Genomic DNA, 16691 nt, shown 5'->3' on the forward strand with positions numbered 1-16691 from the left:
GTGGCTCCGCTACGCTCGGATCCAGTGAGTACTGCGATCCCTTTCGGCCCCCAACCGGGCACGTCAGCCGCCGAGCACCTCTCACCATCCTTCCCCGAACGCGCCGCGTGGGGAACGGCATCGAAGCTCCGTGCATGGCAGGCCGAGGCCCTCGAGCAGTATCTCAACGAACTGCCTCGCGACTTCCTCGCCGCTGCGACGCCGGGCGCCGGCAAGACGACGTTCGCCCTGCGACTCGCGGCCGAGCTGCGGGCGCGGCGCATCATCGACCGCATCACCGTGGTGGCGCCGACCGACCACCTGAAACGGCAGTGGGCGGATGCCGCGGCGCGTGCCGGGATCCGGCTCGACCCCGACTTCCGCAACGCCCACGGTCGCACCGCCCGCCACTACCACGGGGTCGCCGTCACGTACGCGCAGGTCGCGATGCGGCCGGGGCTGCACCGCGAGGTGACGATGTCGGGCAAGACCCTCGTCATCCTCGACGAGGTGCATCACGGCGGCGACACGCTCTCGTGGGGCGATGCGATCCGCGAGGCCTTCGAACGCGCCGAGAAGCGGCTGTCCCTGACCGGCACGCCGTTCCGCTCCGACACCGCTCCCATTCCGTTCGTGGACTACGTTCCCGACGCCCAGGGGGTGCGTCTCTCGAGGTCCGACTACAACTACGGATACGGCCGCGCCCTCGCCGACGGCGTCGTGCGCCCGGTGCTCTTCATGGTCTACGCGGGCCACATGCGCTGGCGCACGAAGGCCGGCGACGAGATGGAGGCCAAGCTCGGCGAGGACAACACGAAGGACATCACCTCGTCGGCGTGGCGTACGGCGCTCGAACCGAGCGGCGAGTGGATTCCCGCCGTGCTCGCCGCCGCCGATCGCCGCCTCACCGAGGTGCGCCACGGCATCCCCGACGCGGGCGGCCTCGTCATCGCGACCGACCAGACCGTCGCCCGCGCCTACGCGCAGATCCTCGAACAGATCTGCGGCGAGAAGGTGACGATCGTGCTCTCCGACGAGAAGGAGGCGAGCTCGCGCATCGAGGAGTTCTCGGCGAACACCAGCCGGTGGATGGTCGCCGTGCGCATGGTGTCCGAGGGCGTCGACGTGCCGCGGCTCGCGGTCGGCGTCTACGCCACGAGCGCGTCGACGCCGCTCTTCTTCGCCCAGGCGATCGGCCGCTTCGTGCGGGCCCGTCGCCGCGGTGAGACGGCCTCGGTCTTCCTGCCCAACGTGCCCACCCTGATGAACCTCGCGTCGCAGATGGAGCTCGAGCGCGATCACGCCCTCGATCGGCGCGGCGGCGATGATGACGACGACGGCCTCGACGACAGCCTGCTCGAGTCGGCCAACCGCGAGGAGCGCGCCTCCGAAGAGCAGTTGGAGTTCGGCACCTGGGAGGCGATCGGTTCGGATGCCTCGTTCGACCGCGTGCTCTACGACGGCACCGAGTTCGGCACGCTGGCCGAGCCCGGCAGCGACGAGGAGTTCGACTTCATCGGCATCCCCGGCATCCTCGAGCCCGAGCAGGTCTCCGAGCTGCTGCGGCACCGTCAGGCGCGTCAGGCGCGACGCGCGGGGGAGCGGCGGAAGCACGTCGTCGCCGACGAGACTCCCGAACCGGTCGCGCTCTTCCGCACGCTCAAAGAGCAGCGGTCGCTGCTCAACAGTCTCGTCGGGCTCTGGGCGCGCCACACGGGCGACGCGCACTCGCAGGTGCACAACGAGCTCCGCCGGGTCTGCGGCGGTCCCGCGGTCGCGCAGGCCACGGTGACGCAGCTGCAGGCGCGCATCGAGTTCCTGCGCAAGCGGCTCGCCAGTCGCTGATCCCGCCCGCCGCGGGTGGGCGGAAGCGATTTGGACATGTTTTCTACAGCGTGTAGAAATAGAGCGGAAGCCGGCCATCACGTACCGGTTCGACGCTCGAAGGAGAAACGATGCTGTCTGAGAAGTCCCGCCCCGTCATCGAGGCCACACTGCCCGTCATCGCGGGACGCATCGACGAGATCACGCCGAAGTTCTACCGCCGGCTGTTCGCCGCCCATCCCGAACTGATGGACGGCATGTTCAGCCGCGCCAACCAGCAGAACGGCACGCAGCAGCGAGCACTCGCCGGCAGCATCGCCGCTTTCGCCACACATCTCCTCGCCCACCCGGGCACGCTGCCGGAGGCCGTGCTCGCGCGCATCGCGAACAAGCACACCTCGCTCGGCATCCCCGAGTCGGGCTACCCGATCGTCTACGAGCACCTCTTCGCCGCCATCGCCGAAGATCTGGGCGAGGCCGTCACACCCGAGGTGGCGGACGCCTGGACCGAGGTCTACTGGCTCATGGCCGATGCGCTGATCAAGCTCGAGAAGGGCCTCTACGCCCAGCAGGCGAACGGCGAGATGTGGACGAAGTGGCGCGTCACTGCGAAGGAGGCCGCCGGTGCGGGATCGGTCACGTTCCGGCTGACGCCGGCCGACAGCACTCCCGTCACTCGCGCCACCCCCGGCCAGTACGTCTCCGTGCGCGTGCGCCTCGCCGACGGCCTGCGTCAGGCCCGCCAGTATTCGCTGTCCGACAGTGTGGACTCGCTCACCGAGCGGGTGTTCACGACCAAGCTCGACGAGGGCGGGGAGGTGTCGCCGTTCCTGCACGGCTCGGTGAACGTCGGTGACGTCGTCGAGCTGTCCAACCCCTACGGCGACATCGAGCTCGACGACTCCGATGCCCCGATCGTGCTCGCCACCGCGGGCATCGGCTGCACCCCGAGCGCGTCCATCCTGCAGTCCCTCGCGCAGCAGGTCTCCGGCCGCCGGGTCCTCGTGCTGCACGCCGAGCAGCGCGCCGAGAACTGGGCCCTCGAAGGGCAGATGCGCTCGGCCGTGGACCGGCTTCCCAACGCGGAACTGCAGCTCTGGCTGGAAGAGGCCGCGACGGGCGTGGACGCCGAGACCGGCTTCATGGACCTGAACGGCATCGAACTGCCGGCCGGCGCGAAGGTGTACCTCTGCGGACCGCTGCCCTTCATGCGTTCCATCCGCTCGCAGGCCATCAGCGCCGGCATCCCGGCCACCGACATCCACTACGAGGTGTTCGGGCCGGACGTCTGGCTGGCCGCCTGACGAGTCCGCTGCTCGGGCGGCGGCGGCCGAGTGCCGGCCGCTGTCGCCCTCCGGCGCGGGTCTAGCATGACGGGTATGGAACGCCGCTCCCGGGTGCTCGTCGTCGCCATCGTCGTCGCCTTCATCGCGTTCCTCGACGGTGCAGTGATCAACGTCGCGCTCCCCGCGATCGAGGCGGAGCTCGGCGGCGGGCTCGCCCTGCAGCAGTGGGCGGTCGACGCCTACCTGCTGACCCTCGGTTCGCTCATCCTGCTCGCGGGCTCGCTGTCCGACTCCTACGGGCGGCTGCGCATCATCCGCATCGGTCTCTACGGCTTCGCCGCCACGTCGGTGCTCTGCGCCGTCGCACCCGACGGGCTCGTCTTCGTCATCGGTCGAGGGCTGCAAGGAGCTGCGGGTGCCCTGCTCGTGCCGAGCTCGCTCGCACTCATCATCGCGACCTTCCCGGCCGCCCAGCAGGGCAAGGCGATCGGGCGCTGGACGGCGTGGACCACCGTCGCGTTCCTCGTCGGACCGCTCCTCGGCGGCCTGCTCGTCGACCTCGTCTCGTGGCGCCTCGTCTTCTGGATCAACCTGCTGCCGATCGCCTTCGCACTCGTCTTCATGCACGCGCTCGGTCGCGACGCCCCGAACCCCGCGAAGGAGCGCATCGACTGGCTGGGTGCCTCGCTCGGCGTGGTCGGCCTCGGCGGCACGGTCTTCGCGCTCATCGAGCAGGGCCGGTTCGGCTGGTCGTCGCCGGTCGTCTACATTCCGCTCGTCGTGGGTCTGGTCGCACTGATCGCGTTCGTCTGGTGGGAGAACCGGGCGCCGCAACCGATGCTGCCGCTCAGCCTCTTCCGAGCACGCAACTTCGCCGCGGGCAACCTCGCCACGCTCTTCATCTACGCCGCGTTCTCGCTCGGACCGTTCGCGATCACGATCTTCCTGCAGGAGTACGCGGGCTTCTCAGCGACGGCCGCCGGGCTCGCGACATTGCCGCCGACGATCATGATCGTCCTCCTGGGCTCCTGGTTCGGCGGGCTGTCCACCCGATTCGGGCCGCGCATCTTCATGACGCTCGGCCCGATCACCGTGGCGCTCGGATACCTGCTCACCCTCACCGTCACGACCGAGGTGTCGTACTGGACGCAGCTGCTGCCCGGCATCATCGTGATGGGGCTCGGCATGGCGATGACCGTCGCGCCGCTCACCGCGGCGATCCTGGGCGCGGTCGATCCGGCCCGCGCCGGCATCGGCTCCGCCGTCAACAACGCCGTCGCGCGCATCGCGGGTCTCGTCGCGATCGCCTCGATCGGCGTGATCGTCGGCACGCAGCTCGACGTCACCGGGTTCCACCGCGCCGCGATCGCGACCGCGGGCTTCCTCGTGATCGGCGGCATCGTGTCGTGGATCGGCATCAGGAACCCCGTGCACACGGCCTCGACGCCGGCACCCGAGCCGGCGCGCGACTGAGCCGGGACTCGCTCAGTGCGCGCCGGAACGGGAGTCGCTCAGTGCGCGTTCACCGCTTCCCGGTCGGGGGAGGCGTCGCCGGTGACGGCATCGTCGAGCCCGCCGAGCTCCGCCGCCCGGTCGAGCGCCGCCATGAGGTCGTCCGTGAGGTCGTCCACATGCTCGAGCCCGATCGCGAGGCGCACGATGCCCGCGCCCGGCTTCGCCTCGCCGGCGACGGGTCGGTGGGTCAATGACGCCGGGTGCTGCACGAGCGAGTCGACGCCGCCGAGCGACACGGCGTGCGTGACGAGCTCGCAGGACTCGGTGAATCTCGCGGCGGCGTCGTATCCGCCGACGAGGTCGAGCGCGATGATCGAGCCGGGTCCCTCGAGCTGGCGGCCGATCAGACCGGAAGGATCCTGGCCCGGCAGGCCCGGATAGTGCACGCTCGCGACCGCGGGGTGGCTCAGCAGGCGCTCGGCGAGCACTGCCGCGGTCGCCTGCTGTGCGCGGACGCGGAGCGGAAGGGTGCGGAGCCCTCGGTGCAGGAGGTACGCGCCCATCGGGTGCAGCAGGCCGCCGGTCAGCGCACGCACCTGGCGCAGCCGCTCGACCCAGTTCGCATCGGCCGCGACGACGCCGCCCATCACGTCGCCGTGGCCGCCGAGGTACTTGGTCGCGCTGTGCAGCACGAGGGTCGCGCCGTGTTCGACCGGGCGCTGCAGCACCGGGGTCGCGAAGGTGTTGTCGACGAGCACCGGCACGTCGCCTGCGGCATCCGCCACCGCCCGGATGTCGAGGAGTTCGAGCGTCGGGTTCGCGGGCGTCTCGATAACGACGAGCCCGGTGTCGGGCCGGATGGCTCCTGCGATGCCGGCGGCATCCGTCCAGGTCACCTCGGTGCCGAGCAGTCCGCTCGCGAGCACGTGGTCGGTGCCGCCGTAGAGCGGGCGCACCGCGACGATGTGCGGTCGACCGGCGGACGCCGTGGCGATGAGCGTCGCGGCGAGCGCGGCCATGCCGCTCGCGAACGCCACCGCGCCTTCCGTGCCCTCGAGCCCGGCGAGCGACTCCTCGAAGCGAGCGACACCCGGCTGCCAGAGTCGCTGGTACACCGCCGATCGGCCTTCGCCGAGGTCGTGGCCCGTCGCGAGCTCCTCGTAGGAGGCGCCGCCGGTCTCGACGTCGCCGAGCGGGTTCGTGGTGGAGAAGTCGATCACTGGCACATGGGATCCGCTCTCTCGAACGCCCGTCATTCCGCCGTGGACGGCGCGGGTCTCGAGGTGCGACGACGATGTCTGCATGGCTCGAATCAAGCAGAATCTGTGACATACAGCAAACCAACGTGAAGGTTCGATGCGATACGCTCGAAATCTCGAATATTCTGCATTCTCGACCCTTGAGGAGACCACCGTGGCGCAGAAGCCGGAACTCGACCGCGTCGACCGGGCACTGCTCCAGGCGCTCTCGACCAATGCCCGTGCCTCGGGTGCCGCCCTCGCCGCCGAGGTCGGAGTCGCCGAATCCACCGTATCGCTCCGCCTCCGGCGGCTGCAGACCCTCGGCACGGTGCGCGGGTACCGGGTCGACGTCGACCTCGCCTCGCTCGGCGTCTCGCTGCAGGCCCTCATCGCGATCCGTCTCGTCAAGCACGACCGCAGCGAGATCGACGCGTTCCGCCAAGCCGTGCCGCACCTGCCGGGCGTGATCGGCGTCTTCCACATGGCCGGCGCCGAGGACTACCTGATCCACGTCGCGGCGCGCGATGCCGAAGAGCTGCGCGAGTTCGTGCTCAACTACCTCACCGGGCACCCTGCCGTCGCGCACACCGAGACGAACCTGATCTTCGAGCACGCCGACGGCGACGGTTGGAACAAGCTCGTCGGCTGACCCCGGTTCGGCGCTCCGAAAACCTGCCAATCGGGGCGAATCCGGCGATCGTGCCCGCCCTGCCCGATAGCGTGGCTGAGGCCGCCGGAGCGGCCGCATGCGATGGCGCGGGACGAGCTCAGGCCGCGACAGCCGGGCGCCCGCGATGGACGGGAGCACCATGAACGACGAGCAGCCGGCGGGCACTGCCGCCGACCGGGCGAGATGGCGGCGCTACCTCGCCGATGAACGGGCGGAGGCCGCCGTCTACCGCGAACTCGCGGCACGGCGCGACGGCGAGGAGCGCGACATCCTCCTCGCCCTCGCCGCAGCAGAGGGCCGTCACGAGGCGCACTGGCTCGGCCTGCTCGGCGGCGACGACAGCGGCATGCCTCGCGCCGATGTGCGCACCCGCCTGCTCGGGGCGCTCGCCCGCCGATTCGGCTCGATCTTCGTGCTCGCGCTCGCGCAGCGCGCCGAGGCCCGTTCCCCGTACGCCACCGACCCCGACGCCACCCCGGCGATGGCGGCCGACGAGCGCATCCACGGCGAGGTCGTGCGCGGGCTCGCCTCACGTGGCCGCCGCCGTCTCGCCGGCACGTTCCGCGCCGCGGTGTTCGGCGCCAACGACGGGCTCGTCTCGAACCTCGCACTCGTGCTCGGCATCGGGGCCACCGGTGTGCCGGCAGCGGTCGTGCTCTTCACCGGCGTCGCCGGCCTGCTCGCCGGCGCCCTGTCGATGGGCGCGGGGGAGTACGTCTCGGTGCGGTCGCAGCGTGAGCTGCTGGAGGCATCCGCCCCCGACCCGTCCGCCCGTGAGGCGCTGCCCGACCTCGACATCGGCGCCAATGAGCTCGCCCTCGTCTACCGCGCGCGCGGCATGGACGAGCAGGAGGCCGTCGACCACGCCGCACTCGTCGTCGCCCGCGTGCATGCGGCCGAACAGGTGCAGGCGCCGACCGACGCGCTCAGCGTCGTCGAACACGACGACGAGGCCGTCGGCACCGGCCTCTCGGCCGCGATCTCGAGCTTCTGCTTCTTCGCCTCGGGCGCGCTGATCCCCGTGCTGCCGTACCTCTTCGGCATGACGGGCCTCCCGGCGATCCTGACGGCGACGGTGCTCGTGAGCATCGCCCTGCTCGCGACCGGTGCGATCGTCGGCCTGCTCTCGGGGGCCTCGCCGCTGAAGCGGGCACTCCGCCAGCTCGGCATCGGCCTCGGCGCCGCGGCGGTCACGTACGTCCTCGGCCTCGCCTTCGGCACCACCATCGCGTAGGAGTTCCATGTCACGACCCGTCGCGCTGCTCACCGGCGCCGGCCGCAGCAACGGCATCGCCTGGGCGATCGCCACCACGCTCGCCGCCGACGGCTGGGACGTCGCGTTCAGTCACTTCGGCGACTACGACCGGCGAATGTCGCTGGGCGGCGACCCCGATCGCGATCCCGCGGCACTCGTGGCCGAGCTCCACGGTCTCGGTGCGCGCACGATCGCCCTCGACGCCGACCTCGCCGACCCGTCGGTGCCCGCACGGCTCGTGGCCGAGGCATCCGCTGAACTCGGACCGATCAGCGCGCTCGTGCTCTCGCACGCGGAGAGCGTGGACTCGGGGATCCTCGACACCACGCTCGAGAGCTTCGACCGGCACCTCGCGGTCAACGCCCGTGCGTCGTGGTTACTGCTGCGGGCGTTCGCCGCGCAGGTGCCGAGCGCCGGCGGCCGGGTCGTCGCGCTCACGAGCGATCACGTCGTCGGCAACGTGCCTTACGGCGCGAGCAAGGGCGCGCTCGATCGCATCGTGATCGCGGCCGGGCGGGAGCTCGCTCCGCTGGGCATCACGGCGAACCTCGTGAACCCCGGCCCGGTCGACACCGGCTGGATGGACGATGAGACGCGCACGGCGCTCACCGCCGCGCAGCCGAGCGGCCGGCTCGGCACGCCCGACGACGCCGCGCGCCTCGTGCGTTTCCTGGTCTCCGACGAGGCCCGCTGGATCACGGGCCAGCTGATCATGAGCGACGGCGGCTTCTCGATCTGAGTCGTCGCGACCGACCGGTCGCCAGCGGAGGGGCCGGCCTCGTCGTCAGCCGGCGGGTGCGGTCACGAAGTCGATGAGTTCCTCGACCCGGCCGAGCAGGGCGGGCTCGAGGTCGCCGTAGCCGCGCACCCGGCCGAGGATGTGCTGCCAGGCCCGCGCGATGTCGGCCTGCTCGGCGTGCGGCCAGCCGAACGCGTCGCAGACGCCGTGCTTCCACTCCGTGCCCCGCGGGATGACGGGCCACGACTCCTTGCCGAGACGGGCCGGCTTCACGCCCTGCCAGATGTCGATGAACGGATGCCCGACCACGAGCACGTTCGCCCCGTGCGGGCCGCGCATGACGGCGTCGGCGATGCGCTGCTCCTTCGAGCCGGGCACGAGGTGGTCGACGAGCACACCGGCCTTGCGGGCGGGGCCGGGGCGGAACTCGGCGAGCACGTCGGCGAGCACGTCGACGCCCTCGAGGTATTCGACGACGACGCCTTCGATGCGGAGGTCGGCACCCCAGACCTTCTCGACGAGTTCGGCATCGTGGCGTCCCTCGACGAAGATGCGGCTCGGCAGGGCGACTCGTGCGGGCGAGGATTCGACGGCGAACGAGCCCGATGCCGTCCGAAGTCGCCCGACGGGTGCCTTCGGCTTCGGCGCGACGAGCTGCACTGCCTCGCCGTCGACGAGGAAGCCGTGGCCGAGCGGGAACATGCGCTTCGCGCCGAATCGGTCCTCGAGCACGACGATGTCCTTCTCGATGCCGATGACGGCACCGCAGAACCCGTTCTCGGCGAGTTCGACGACGAGGTCGCGTTCGGCCTCGACGGTCGGGATCACCTTGCGCCCGCGTGCCTTCCAGTCGCCGGCGAGCACATCGCCGCCGTATCGGTCGTGGGGATCGCTGCGGAAGGAATCAGGAGGCGTCGCGGGCACCGATCGAGGCTAGCGGATGCCGCGGGGCGAGCCCGGCGTCGACACACGGCGTCGCGGCGACCCGGGCCGCGGTCGGCCCGTCGAGCGACTCGGCGACGCGTCAGGACGCCGCCACGCGAGCGGATCCGGCACCGCGACGCCGGAGCGCGAGCGTCCAGAACGCCCCGGCGACGGCGACGACCGCTCCGACGCCGAACGCCCATGGGATGCCGCCCGCGTCGGCGACGAGGCCCAACGCGATCGGTCCGATCCCGAGTCCCAGATCGATCGCCGCACTCGCGGTGCCGGATGCCACGCCGCGCTGCGCCGGCGACGCCGTCGCGAAGATCGCGGCGAAGAACGCCGGAGTACTGAACGCGACCCCGACGGCTACGACTCCCGCGCCGGCGATGAGTCCTGCCGGCGATGGCCACGACGCCACGAGCACGAGACCGAGACCGATCGTGACGAGCGCCGCAGCACCGAGCGCGAGCGGCGGCAGCCGATCGGGAACCCGCGCGAAGGCGATGCGGCACACCACGACGACGCCGCCGTAGCTGAACAACGCGAGACTCGGGTTCTCGAGCCCCACCTGCACGGCGTGGAGGGAGGCGAAGGCCAGGAAGCCGCCCATCGCGACGAGCGAGGCCAGGAAGCCGAGCGCGATCGGCAGGGCCGGACGATGGATCAGCCGACGGTCGGATTCTGCGGGCGCAGCGTCCTCCCTGGTCTCACCCACGAGCAGCGAGAGCCCGGCCGCGAGCGCAGCGAGTGCTGCGCCGCCCGCCCAGGCGAACGGGTACCCGCCGAGCGAGACGAGCGCCTGCCCGAGCGGCGGCCCGAGCGCGATGCCGAGGTAGAGCCCGAGCGAGTTGTACGACAGCGCCTCGCCGAGGCGTTCCTCGGGTGCGAGGTCGGCGAGCGCGGCGAACCCCGCCACGAAGAACGCCGCCTCGGCGACACCAGCGAGGAGCCGCAGTGCGATGACCGTCACGAGGTCGTCGGCCAGGGCGATCAGCCCGAGGCTCGTCGCGGCGATCAGCGCGCCGCCCACGAGCAGCGGGAGTCGCCCGTAATTGTCCGCGAGTCGTCCGGCGAGCGGGCGCAGGATGAGCGCCGTCAGGGCGAATGCGCCGAACGCCAGCCCCGCCCACGCCTCGTCGCCGCCGATCGGGCCGGTGACGTAGAGCGGAAGCGCGAAGATCGCGATGCCCGCGGCCGTGAAGTAGCAGAGCTCCGCGATCCCCAGTGCGATGAATGCGCGCGTGAACAGTCGGGTCCGTGCCGGCCGGCCGGTCATCTGCCGCCGCCTCGCGTCGATCGCCGTGGATCGCGTCTGTCCACGACCTCAGGGTATTCCTGCTGGAGTGTCACGGGATCAGCGGAAGTCGCGCGACCGATGCGGCGCCGACACGGTGAGGGGCTCGAATCGATCGGCGACGAGGTTGGTGACGCCCTCGTGCGAGCGTTCGAGCATGCCGCGCACGATCATCGCGGGCGCCTCGCGGGCGATGCGCCGGTAGCGGTTCCACACTCCGACGCCCGCGATGACGTTCAGCGTGCCCGACTCGTCTTCCAGGTTGAGGAAGGTGATGCCGCTGGCCGTCGCGGGCCGCTGCCGGTGCGTGACCACCCCGCCCACCTCGATGCGTCGCCCCGACTCCGCCTGTTGCAGCAGGTCGATGCGGATGACCCCGCGCTCGTCGAGCCGTTCGCGCACATGCCTGATGGGGTGGTCGTCGGGAGAGATGCCCGTTGCCCAGAGGTCGTAGACGACCTGCTCGGCCGGGCTCAGCATCGGCAGCAGCGGTGGCTGCACGACGACGACGGAGCCCGCGAGGTACTCCTCGCGGTCGAGCGCAGCCTCGCCGGCCATCCAGAGCGCCTCGCGCCGCTCGAGTCCGAAGCCGTCGAACGCCCCGGCCGCGGCGAGCGCCTCGAGTTGCGCGGCGTCGAGCGCGCCCCGACGTGAGACGTCGGCCATGTCGCGGTAGGGGCCGCGGGCCTCGCGTTCGGCGACGAGCCGTTCGGCAACGGCCTGCCCGATCGAGGAGACGTCGGCGAGACCGAGTCGCACCGCGAATGCGCCGTCACGGCGATGCTCGGCGCCGCGATCGGGGGCGCGCCGCTCGAAGGGGCCGACGGGCGGTTGCACGGCTTCGCTGCACGTGTCGAGACCGGTGGGCGCGCGGCATCCGTCGCCGAGGCCGGAGTCGGCATCGCCGGACTCGCCTGCGGCCTCGAGCCCGGCGTGCACCCCCGACCGCAGGATGTCGGGCCGCAGCACCGCCACCCCGTGCCGCCGCGCGTCGGCGGTGAGCGTCTGCGGCGAGTAGAAGCCCATGGGCTGGGCGCGGAGCAGCGCCGCGAGGAACGCGGCCGGGTAGTGCAGCTTCAGCCACGAGCTCGCGTAGACGAGCAGCCCGAAGCTCAGCGCGTGGCTCTCGGCGAAGCCGAAGTTCGCGAAGGCCTCGATCTTCTCGTAGATCGAGTCGGCAACCTCGGGCTCGATGCCGTTCTCGGCCATGCCGGCGTAGAGCTTCGCCTTCAGTCGCTCGATCTTCTCGACCCCGCGCTTGGAGCCCATGGCGCGCCGCAGCAGGTCGGCGTCGGCGGCGCTGCAGTTGCCGACCGCCACCGCCATCTGCATGAGCTGTTCCTGGAAGAGCGGCACGCCCAGCGTGCGTTCGAGCACGGGCTCGAGCTTCGGATGCAGGTAGGTGACGGTCTCTTCGCCGGTGCGCCGACGGATGTACGGATGCACCGCACCGCCCTGCACCGGACCGGGTCGGATGAGCGCGATTTCGACCACGAGATCGTAGAAGCACCGGGGCTTCAGCCGGGGGAGCGTGCCCATCTGCGCTCGGCTCTCGACCTGGAACACGCCGATCGAGTCGGCGCGGCAGAGCATGTCGTAGACCGCCCCCTCTTCTTTCGGCAGGCTCGCGAGCTCCCACACCTCGCCCGTCGACTCGCGAACGAGGTCGAAGGTGTACTGCAGGGCCGCGAGCATGCCGAGGCCGAGCAGGTCGAACTTCACGAGGCCCATCCAGGCGCAGTCGTCTTTGTCCCACTGCACCACGGTGCGATTCTCCTTGCGGGCGTGCTCGATCGGCACCACCTCGCCGACGGGGCGATCGGTGAGCACCATGCCGCCCGAGTGGATGCCGAGGTGGCGCGGGAAGGTGAGCACCTGCCCCGCGAGCTCCACCACGGCGTCGGGGATGTCGTGATCGTCGGTCTCGACGACGGCGCCCCAGCGCTCGACCTGCCGCGACCAGGCGTCCTGTTGACCGGTGGAGTAGCCGAGCGCCTTCGCCATGTCGCGCACGGCGACCTTCGGCCGGTAGCTGATGACGTTCGCGACCTGCGCCGCGTTCTGCCTGCCGTACTTCGCGTAGACGTACTGGATGATCTCCTCGCGGCGGTCGGAATCGAAGTCGACGTCGATGTCGGGCTCCTCGTCGCGGAGCGCGGAGAGGAACCGTTCGAAGGGCAGCCGGTACCCGATCGAGTCGACCGCGGTGATGCGCAGGGCGTAGCAGACCGCCGAGTTCGCCGCAGAGCCGCGACCCTGGCAGAGGATGCCGCGGCGACGCGCCTCGGCCACGATGTCGTGCACGATCAGGAAATAGCCCGAGAAGTCCTTCAGCTCGATGACGTCGAGCTCGCGTTCGAGCCGCTCGCGCACGTGCTGCGGCACGCCGGGGTAGAGCTCTTCGGCGCCCTGCCAGACGAGCACCCGCAGCCAGCTCATCGGCGTGTGCCCCTCGGGCACGTCCTGCTTCGGCAGCTTCGGGCGGGCGCTGCGCAGGGTGAAGGCGAGGTCGTTCGCGAGCGTCACCGAGCGCGCGACGGCGCCGGGGTAGCGGGCGAACCTGGCGGCCATCTCGGCGCCGCTGCGCAGGTGCAGCTGGTCGGAGGCCGGCAGCCACCCGTCGAGCTCGTCGAGGCTGCGCCGGGCACGCACCGCGGCGAGGGCGGCCGCGAGGCGATGCTCGGGCGGCGTCGCGTAGTGCACGGCGTTCGTCGCGAGGAGCGGCAGGCCGGCTCGCTCGGCGAGGCCGGCGAGCGCGTCGTTGGCGTCCTGGTCGAAGGGATGTCCGTGGTCGAAGAGCTCGACGACGACGTTGTCACGCCCGAAGAGCGCGATGAGGCGGTCGAGCTCGCGCGCCGCGGAATCGGCCCCACCCTCGGCGAGCGCACGGCGCACGGCGCCCTTGCGGCACCCGGTCGGCACGACCCACTCGCCGTCAGCGCGTTCGGCGAGTGCTTCGAGGGAGTACACCGGCCGCCCCTTCTCTCCGCCGGCGAGCTGGGCGTCGGTGATCGCGCCGGCGAGCCGGTGGTAGCCCGTCTCGCGCCGGGCGAGCACGAGCAGGTGCTCGCCCTCGGGGTCGGCGAAGCCGTTCTGCGGCCCCTGCAGCCCGAGCGAGAGCTCGGCGCCGAAGACCGTCTGCAACTCGGGGAAGCTCTCGGCGGCCTCGGCGAAGTGCACGATGCCGTAGAAGCCGTCGTGGTCGGTCATGGCGAGCCCCGTGAGCCCCAGGCGCTGCGCCTCCTCGACGAGCTGCTCGGGCGATGAGGCGCCGTCGAGGAAGCTGAAGTTCGAGTGCGCGTGCAGCTCGGCGTAGGGCACGACCGGCCCGGTCGGGGCCGCGAGCCCCTCCGATGGACGGTACGGGTGTCGTTTGCGGCTCCACGCGGGCGAGTCGCCGCCGTCGCCGATGGTCTTGGGCGCACCCGGCGCACTCGGCCGGCGCTCGTCGGAGAGCTTGCGCTCGAGCTCCGACCACGGAATGCCCGGATTGTTCCATCCCATCAGTCACCCCCTCGTTCCGCCCGTTCGCCCTCACTGCCCGCCGGGCTCAGTCGTACCTCGCCTCGGCCCACCAGCCCGCGTCGTCGCGCACGAGCAGCCACGCGCAGCCGTCGTCGTCGACGATCTGGAACCGGTGCACGCGCCGTGCGTGTTCGGCGTCCCACCAGCGTTCGACGACCGGCCAGGGGCCGGCCCAGGCCCGCACGGGTGCGGGTGCGGCGCCGGCGAGCGCGAAACGCTCGGGCTTGGCCGAGATCACTCCGCGGGCGTCGATCTCGACGACCGCACCACCGCCGTCGAACAGTCCGATCGGCAGTCGCTCGCGGAACACGCTCGCCGGGGCGAGCGCCGGCAGGCTGCCGGGCCACGGTGCGCCCGCACCGGGACCCGCCCCGGCGCGTTCGGGAGCCCGATCGCCCCAGGGCACGAGCACCTGCCGGTCGGCGAGCATGCGGCCGCCGCCGATCGCGGCCGTGACGACCGCGTCGTGGCCGAGCATGCTCTGCACGCGCGTGAGCCCGTGATGCACGCGCTCGTCGGGCCCGCCGCCCCAGAGCCCCTCTTCGTGGTTGCCGGTCGAGTCGATGCGCTCGGGTACGACGCGCAGGCGCACGATCGGCGAGGTGAGCGCGCTGTCGGCGGTGCCGGCGCCCTGCAACTGCCAGCGCACGCGGTCGACGACGTCGGCCGGGGTGAACCAGCGCGGGTGCAGCCAGCTGCGGCTGGAGTGCCCGCCGGCCTCGTCGTCGATCTCGACGCGGATGCCGGTGCACACGAGTCGTCTCGTACGCATGCGATCGATGAACTCGTCGGCCTTCACCCGGAAGACGAAGGCGAGCTGGTCGATGCGGTCGAGCGGCGGCTCGAACTCCTGCGCGACCTCGAACTCGGGCGGCGGGGTGCGGGCGAGCACCCTGGTGTGCTCCCGCCCGGCAGCGCGATCGTGCGCGAAGGCGCCCGCCGCGCCGAACCTGCGACGCACGTCGGCCTCTGGCAGGGCCGCGAACTCGCCGAGGGTGCGCACCCCGAGGCGGTTCAGCAGGGTGCCGATGCGGGCGTCGACGACGAGGCGCACCGGCAGCGGTGCGATGAAGGCAGCGGATGCCCCGGGCTCGACGATGCCCACGGGGGACCCGCTCGCCGCCCGAGCAGCCTGCTCGGCCGCGAACGGCCCGTCGGCGATGCCCACCCGCGCGCCCACCACGTCGAGTGCGGCGACGGTGTCGAGCAGTGCCCGCGCCGCGGCATCCTCACCGCCGTAGTACCGCGCCGGGCCGCGGGCCCGCATGGCGAGCGTGCCCGGGCGGATGAGCTGCACTCCGGGCACGGTCTCTTCGACCCGCCGCACGACCGGCTCGAAGACGCGCACGTCGAGCGAGGCGTCGTAGTCGAGCAGGGCGAGCCCGGGGGAGCGGTACTGCGCCTCGCGGAGCTTCAGGCCCCGCACCACGCCGTCGCGGCGGGCTGCGGCGGAACAGGCGTAGATCTGCCCGCCCTCGGTGAGGGCGACGGATGCATCGGGATCGAGCCCCGATTCGCGGCAGGCCGCGAACACCGGCCAGTCGGGGCACCAGAGCACGATCGTGCGGGTGGGATCGACGTGCACGAGGTCGACCGCCATCAGACGGCCCGCCGAACGTACTCGTCGAGGCGCACCGGTTCGCCCAACGGCGTGGATTCGCCGGAGGGCGGCGCCGCATCTGGCGCGACGCCGAACTCGAGTGAGCGCCCGGGCAGTCGGAGTCGTGAACGGCCTCGGCGGCCGAACTCTCCGCGCCCGCCTGCCGAGACGACGACGTCGCGGTCGCTGAGGTGCCCGTGTCCGAGTTCGAGCCCGTGCCAGTCGCTCGTCTCGACGCCGAGGCTCGCGTCGCTGCCCGGCCACTGGCCGGCGACGAGCAGCACGGTGCCGCGCTGCCTGAGGCGTGCGGTCAGCCGCGACGCCTCGGCTGGGGAGACCCGGCCGACCGGCCGCACGGCGACCACGGGGATGACGTCGGCGAGCGCCGCGACCACGGCGAGCCATTGCCGCCCGGGGTCGGGCACGAGCGCGAGTCGCTCGAGGTCGATGCCGAACCGCGATGCCGCCTCGACGCCGAACTCGGGCATGCCGGCCACCGCGACCCAGCGGCCGCTCGCCGAGGGACCGGCGAGCAGTGCCATGAGCAGGGTCGTCGACCCCTCGACCGAGACGACCGTGCCCTCGCGGAGGCTGCCGCCGGGCAGCACCTGCTCGAATGCCGGATGCGTGGGCACCGTCTTCGAATCGAGCCGCGTCGCCTGCATGCCCCGGATGCGCGCCTGCAGCTCCTCGACGCGCGATGGCGCATCGGCCGGAGCGAGGGGAGCGGTCATGGTCACCCTCACAGTTTCGAACACATGTTCGAATACGGCAAGTCGGCAGTGCCGACCGTCCAGAACATCGGACGATCTCGTGACAGACATCGGATGAGGGTGAAAAAGAGAAAAAGAAAATTTCGCACCGACTCCGGAAACCAGGCCCGGAAATGCGAAAAG

Annotated in this window: 12 protein-coding genes; 6 read left to right on the plus strand and 6 right to left on the minus strand. The window is 71.6% G+C overall.

Features of this window, described 5'->3' with window-relative positions; genetic code table 11:
* Positions 1-24: 24 nt before the first annotated feature.
* The 3 genes from BUR99_RS04275 (at position 25) to BUR99_RS04285 (ending at position 4562) form a co-directional block, all read left to right on the plus strand.
* The gene (locus BUR99_RS04275) at positions 25-1824 is read left to right on the plus strand and encodes a DEAD/DEAH box helicase (RefSeq protein ID WP_074259060.1); all 1800 of its coding nucleotides are present in this window, start codon (positions 25-27) and stop codon (positions 1822-1824) included.
* 110 nt (positions 1825-1934) lie between these two features.
* On the plus strand, positions 1935-3107 hold the full coding sequence (locus BUR99_RS04280; RefSeq protein WP_074259061.1) for a globin domain-containing protein: 1173 nt from the start codon (positions 1935-1937) through the stop codon (positions 3105-3107).
* A gap of 75 nt (positions 3108-3182) precedes the next feature.
* Positions 3183-4562 (plus strand): DHA2 family efflux MFS transporter permease subunit, encoded by a 1380-nt coding sequence (locus BUR99_RS04285; RefSeq protein WP_327077878.1) that lies wholly within the window; start codon positions 3183-3185, stop codon positions 4560-4562.
* A 38-nt stretch (positions 4563-4600) separates the two neighbouring features.
* On the opposite strand, the gene BUR99_RS04290 is transcribed toward BUR99_RS04285, so the two are convergent.
* Positions 4601-5848 carry a trans-sulfuration enzyme family protein gene (locus BUR99_RS04290; protein ID WP_074259063.1) on the minus strand — a complete coding sequence of 416 codons (1248 nt, stop codon included), beginning with the start codon at positions 5846-5848 and terminating at the stop codon, positions 4601-4603.
* 109 nt (positions 5849-5957) lie between these two features.
* On the opposite strand from BUR99_RS04290, the gene BUR99_RS04295 reads away from it, so the two are divergent.
* The 3 genes from BUR99_RS04295 (at position 5958) to BUR99_RS04305 (ending at position 8449) form a co-directional block, all read left to right on the plus strand.
* On the plus strand, positions 5958-6434 hold the full coding sequence (locus BUR99_RS04295) for an Lrp/AsnC family transcriptional regulator (RefSeq protein WP_179550138.1): 477 nt from the start codon (positions 5958-5960) through the stop codon (positions 6432-6434).
* A 160-nt stretch (positions 6435-6594) separates the two neighbouring features.
* Positions 6595-7689, plus strand: a complete 1095-nt coding sequence (locus BUR99_RS04300) for a VIT1/CCC1 transporter family protein (protein ID WP_084183685.1) — start codon at positions 6595-6597, stop codon at positions 7687-7689.
* A gap of 7 nt (positions 7690-7696) precedes the next feature.
* Positions 7697-8449: an SDR family oxidoreductase gene (locus BUR99_RS04305; RefSeq protein WP_074259066.1), complete on the plus strand. Its 753-nt coding sequence runs from the start codon at positions 7697-7699 to the stop codon at positions 8447-8449.
* 45 nt (positions 8450-8494) lie between these two features.
* Here the strand turns inward: BUR99_RS04305 and BUR99_RS04310 are convergent, their stop codons facing one another.
* From BUR99_RS04310 to BUR99_RS04330, 5 genes are all read right to left on the minus strand, one after another.
* The gene (locus tag BUR99_RS04310; protein ID WP_074259067.1) at positions 8495-9373 is read right to left on the minus strand and encodes a DUF3097 domain-containing protein; all 879 of its coding nucleotides are present in this window, start codon (positions 9371-9373) and stop codon (positions 8495-8497) included.
* A 100-nt stretch (positions 9374-9473) separates the two neighbouring features.
* Positions 9474-10652 carry an MFS transporter gene (locus BUR99_RS04315; protein ID WP_074259068.1) on the minus strand — a complete coding sequence of 393 codons (1179 nt, stop codon included), beginning with the start codon at positions 10650-10652 and terminating at the stop codon, positions 9474-9476.
* A 78-nt stretch (positions 10653-10730) separates the two neighbouring features.
* Positions 10731-14174 carry an error-prone DNA polymerase gene (locus BUR99_RS04320; protein ID WP_074259069.1) on the minus strand — a complete coding sequence of 1148 codons (3444 nt, stop codon included), beginning with the start codon at positions 14172-14174 and terminating at the stop codon, positions 10731-10733.
* Between the two features lie 46 nt (positions 14175-14220).
* The gene (locus BUR99_RS04325; protein WP_074259070.1) at positions 14221-15795 is read right to left on the minus strand and encodes a DNA polymerase Y family protein; all 1575 of its coding nucleotides are present in this window, start codon (positions 15793-15795) and stop codon (positions 14221-14223) included.
* The gene (locus BUR99_RS04330) at positions 15795-16529 is read right to left on the minus strand and encodes a hypothetical protein (protein ID WP_074259071.1); all 735 of its coding nucleotides are present in this window, start codon (positions 16527-16529) and stop codon (positions 15795-15797) included. The genes BUR99_RS04325 and BUR99_RS04330 overlap by 1 nt, the downstream gene beginning before the upstream one ends.
* Positions 16530-16691 lie beyond the last annotated feature (162 nt).

It is taken from the genome of Agromyces cerinus subsp. cerinus (assembly GCF_900142065.1).
GTDB classification, from domain to species: Bacteria; Actinomycetota; Actinomycetes; order Actinomycetales; family Microbacteriaceae; genus Agromyces; species Agromyces cerinus.

Bases quoted from the DNA above. Each gene is read 5' to 3' on its own strand.
- BUR99_RS04305 (WP_074259066.1), top strand. From the start codon at position 7,697: ATGTCACGACCCGTCGCGCTGCTCACCGGCGCCGGCCGCAGCAACGGC.
- BUR99_RS04330 (WP_074259071.1), bottom strand. From the start codon at position 16,529: ATGACCGCTCCCCTCGCTCCGGCCGATGCGCCATCGCGCGTCGAGGAG.
- BUR99_RS04285 (WP_327077878.1), top strand. From the start codon at position 3,183: ATGGAACGCCGCTCCCGGGTGCTCGTCGTCGCCATCGTCGTCGCCTTC.
- BUR99_RS04290 (WP_074259063.1), bottom strand. From the start codon at position 5,848: ATGCAGACATCGTCGTCGCACCTCGAGACCCGCGCCGTCCACGGCGGA.
- BUR99_RS04325 (WP_074259070.1), bottom strand. From the start codon at position 15,795: ATGGCGGTCGACCTCGTGCACGTCGATCCCACCCGCACGATCGTGCTC.
- BUR99_RS04280 (WP_074259061.1), top strand. From the start codon at position 1,935: ATGCTGTCTGAGAAGTCCCGCCCCGTCATCGAGGCCACACTGCCCGTC.
- BUR99_RS04320 (WP_074259069.1), bottom strand. From the start codon at position 14,174: ATGGGATGGAACAATCCGGGCATTCCGTGGTCGGAGCTCGAGCGCAAG.
- BUR99_RS04315 (WP_074259068.1), bottom strand. From the start codon at position 10,652: ATGACCGGCCGGCCGGCACGGACCCGACTGTTCACGCGCGCATTCATC.
- BUR99_RS04300 (WP_084183685.1), top strand. From the start codon at position 6,595: ATGAACGACGAGCAGCCGGCGGGCACTGCCGCCGACCGGGCGAGATGG.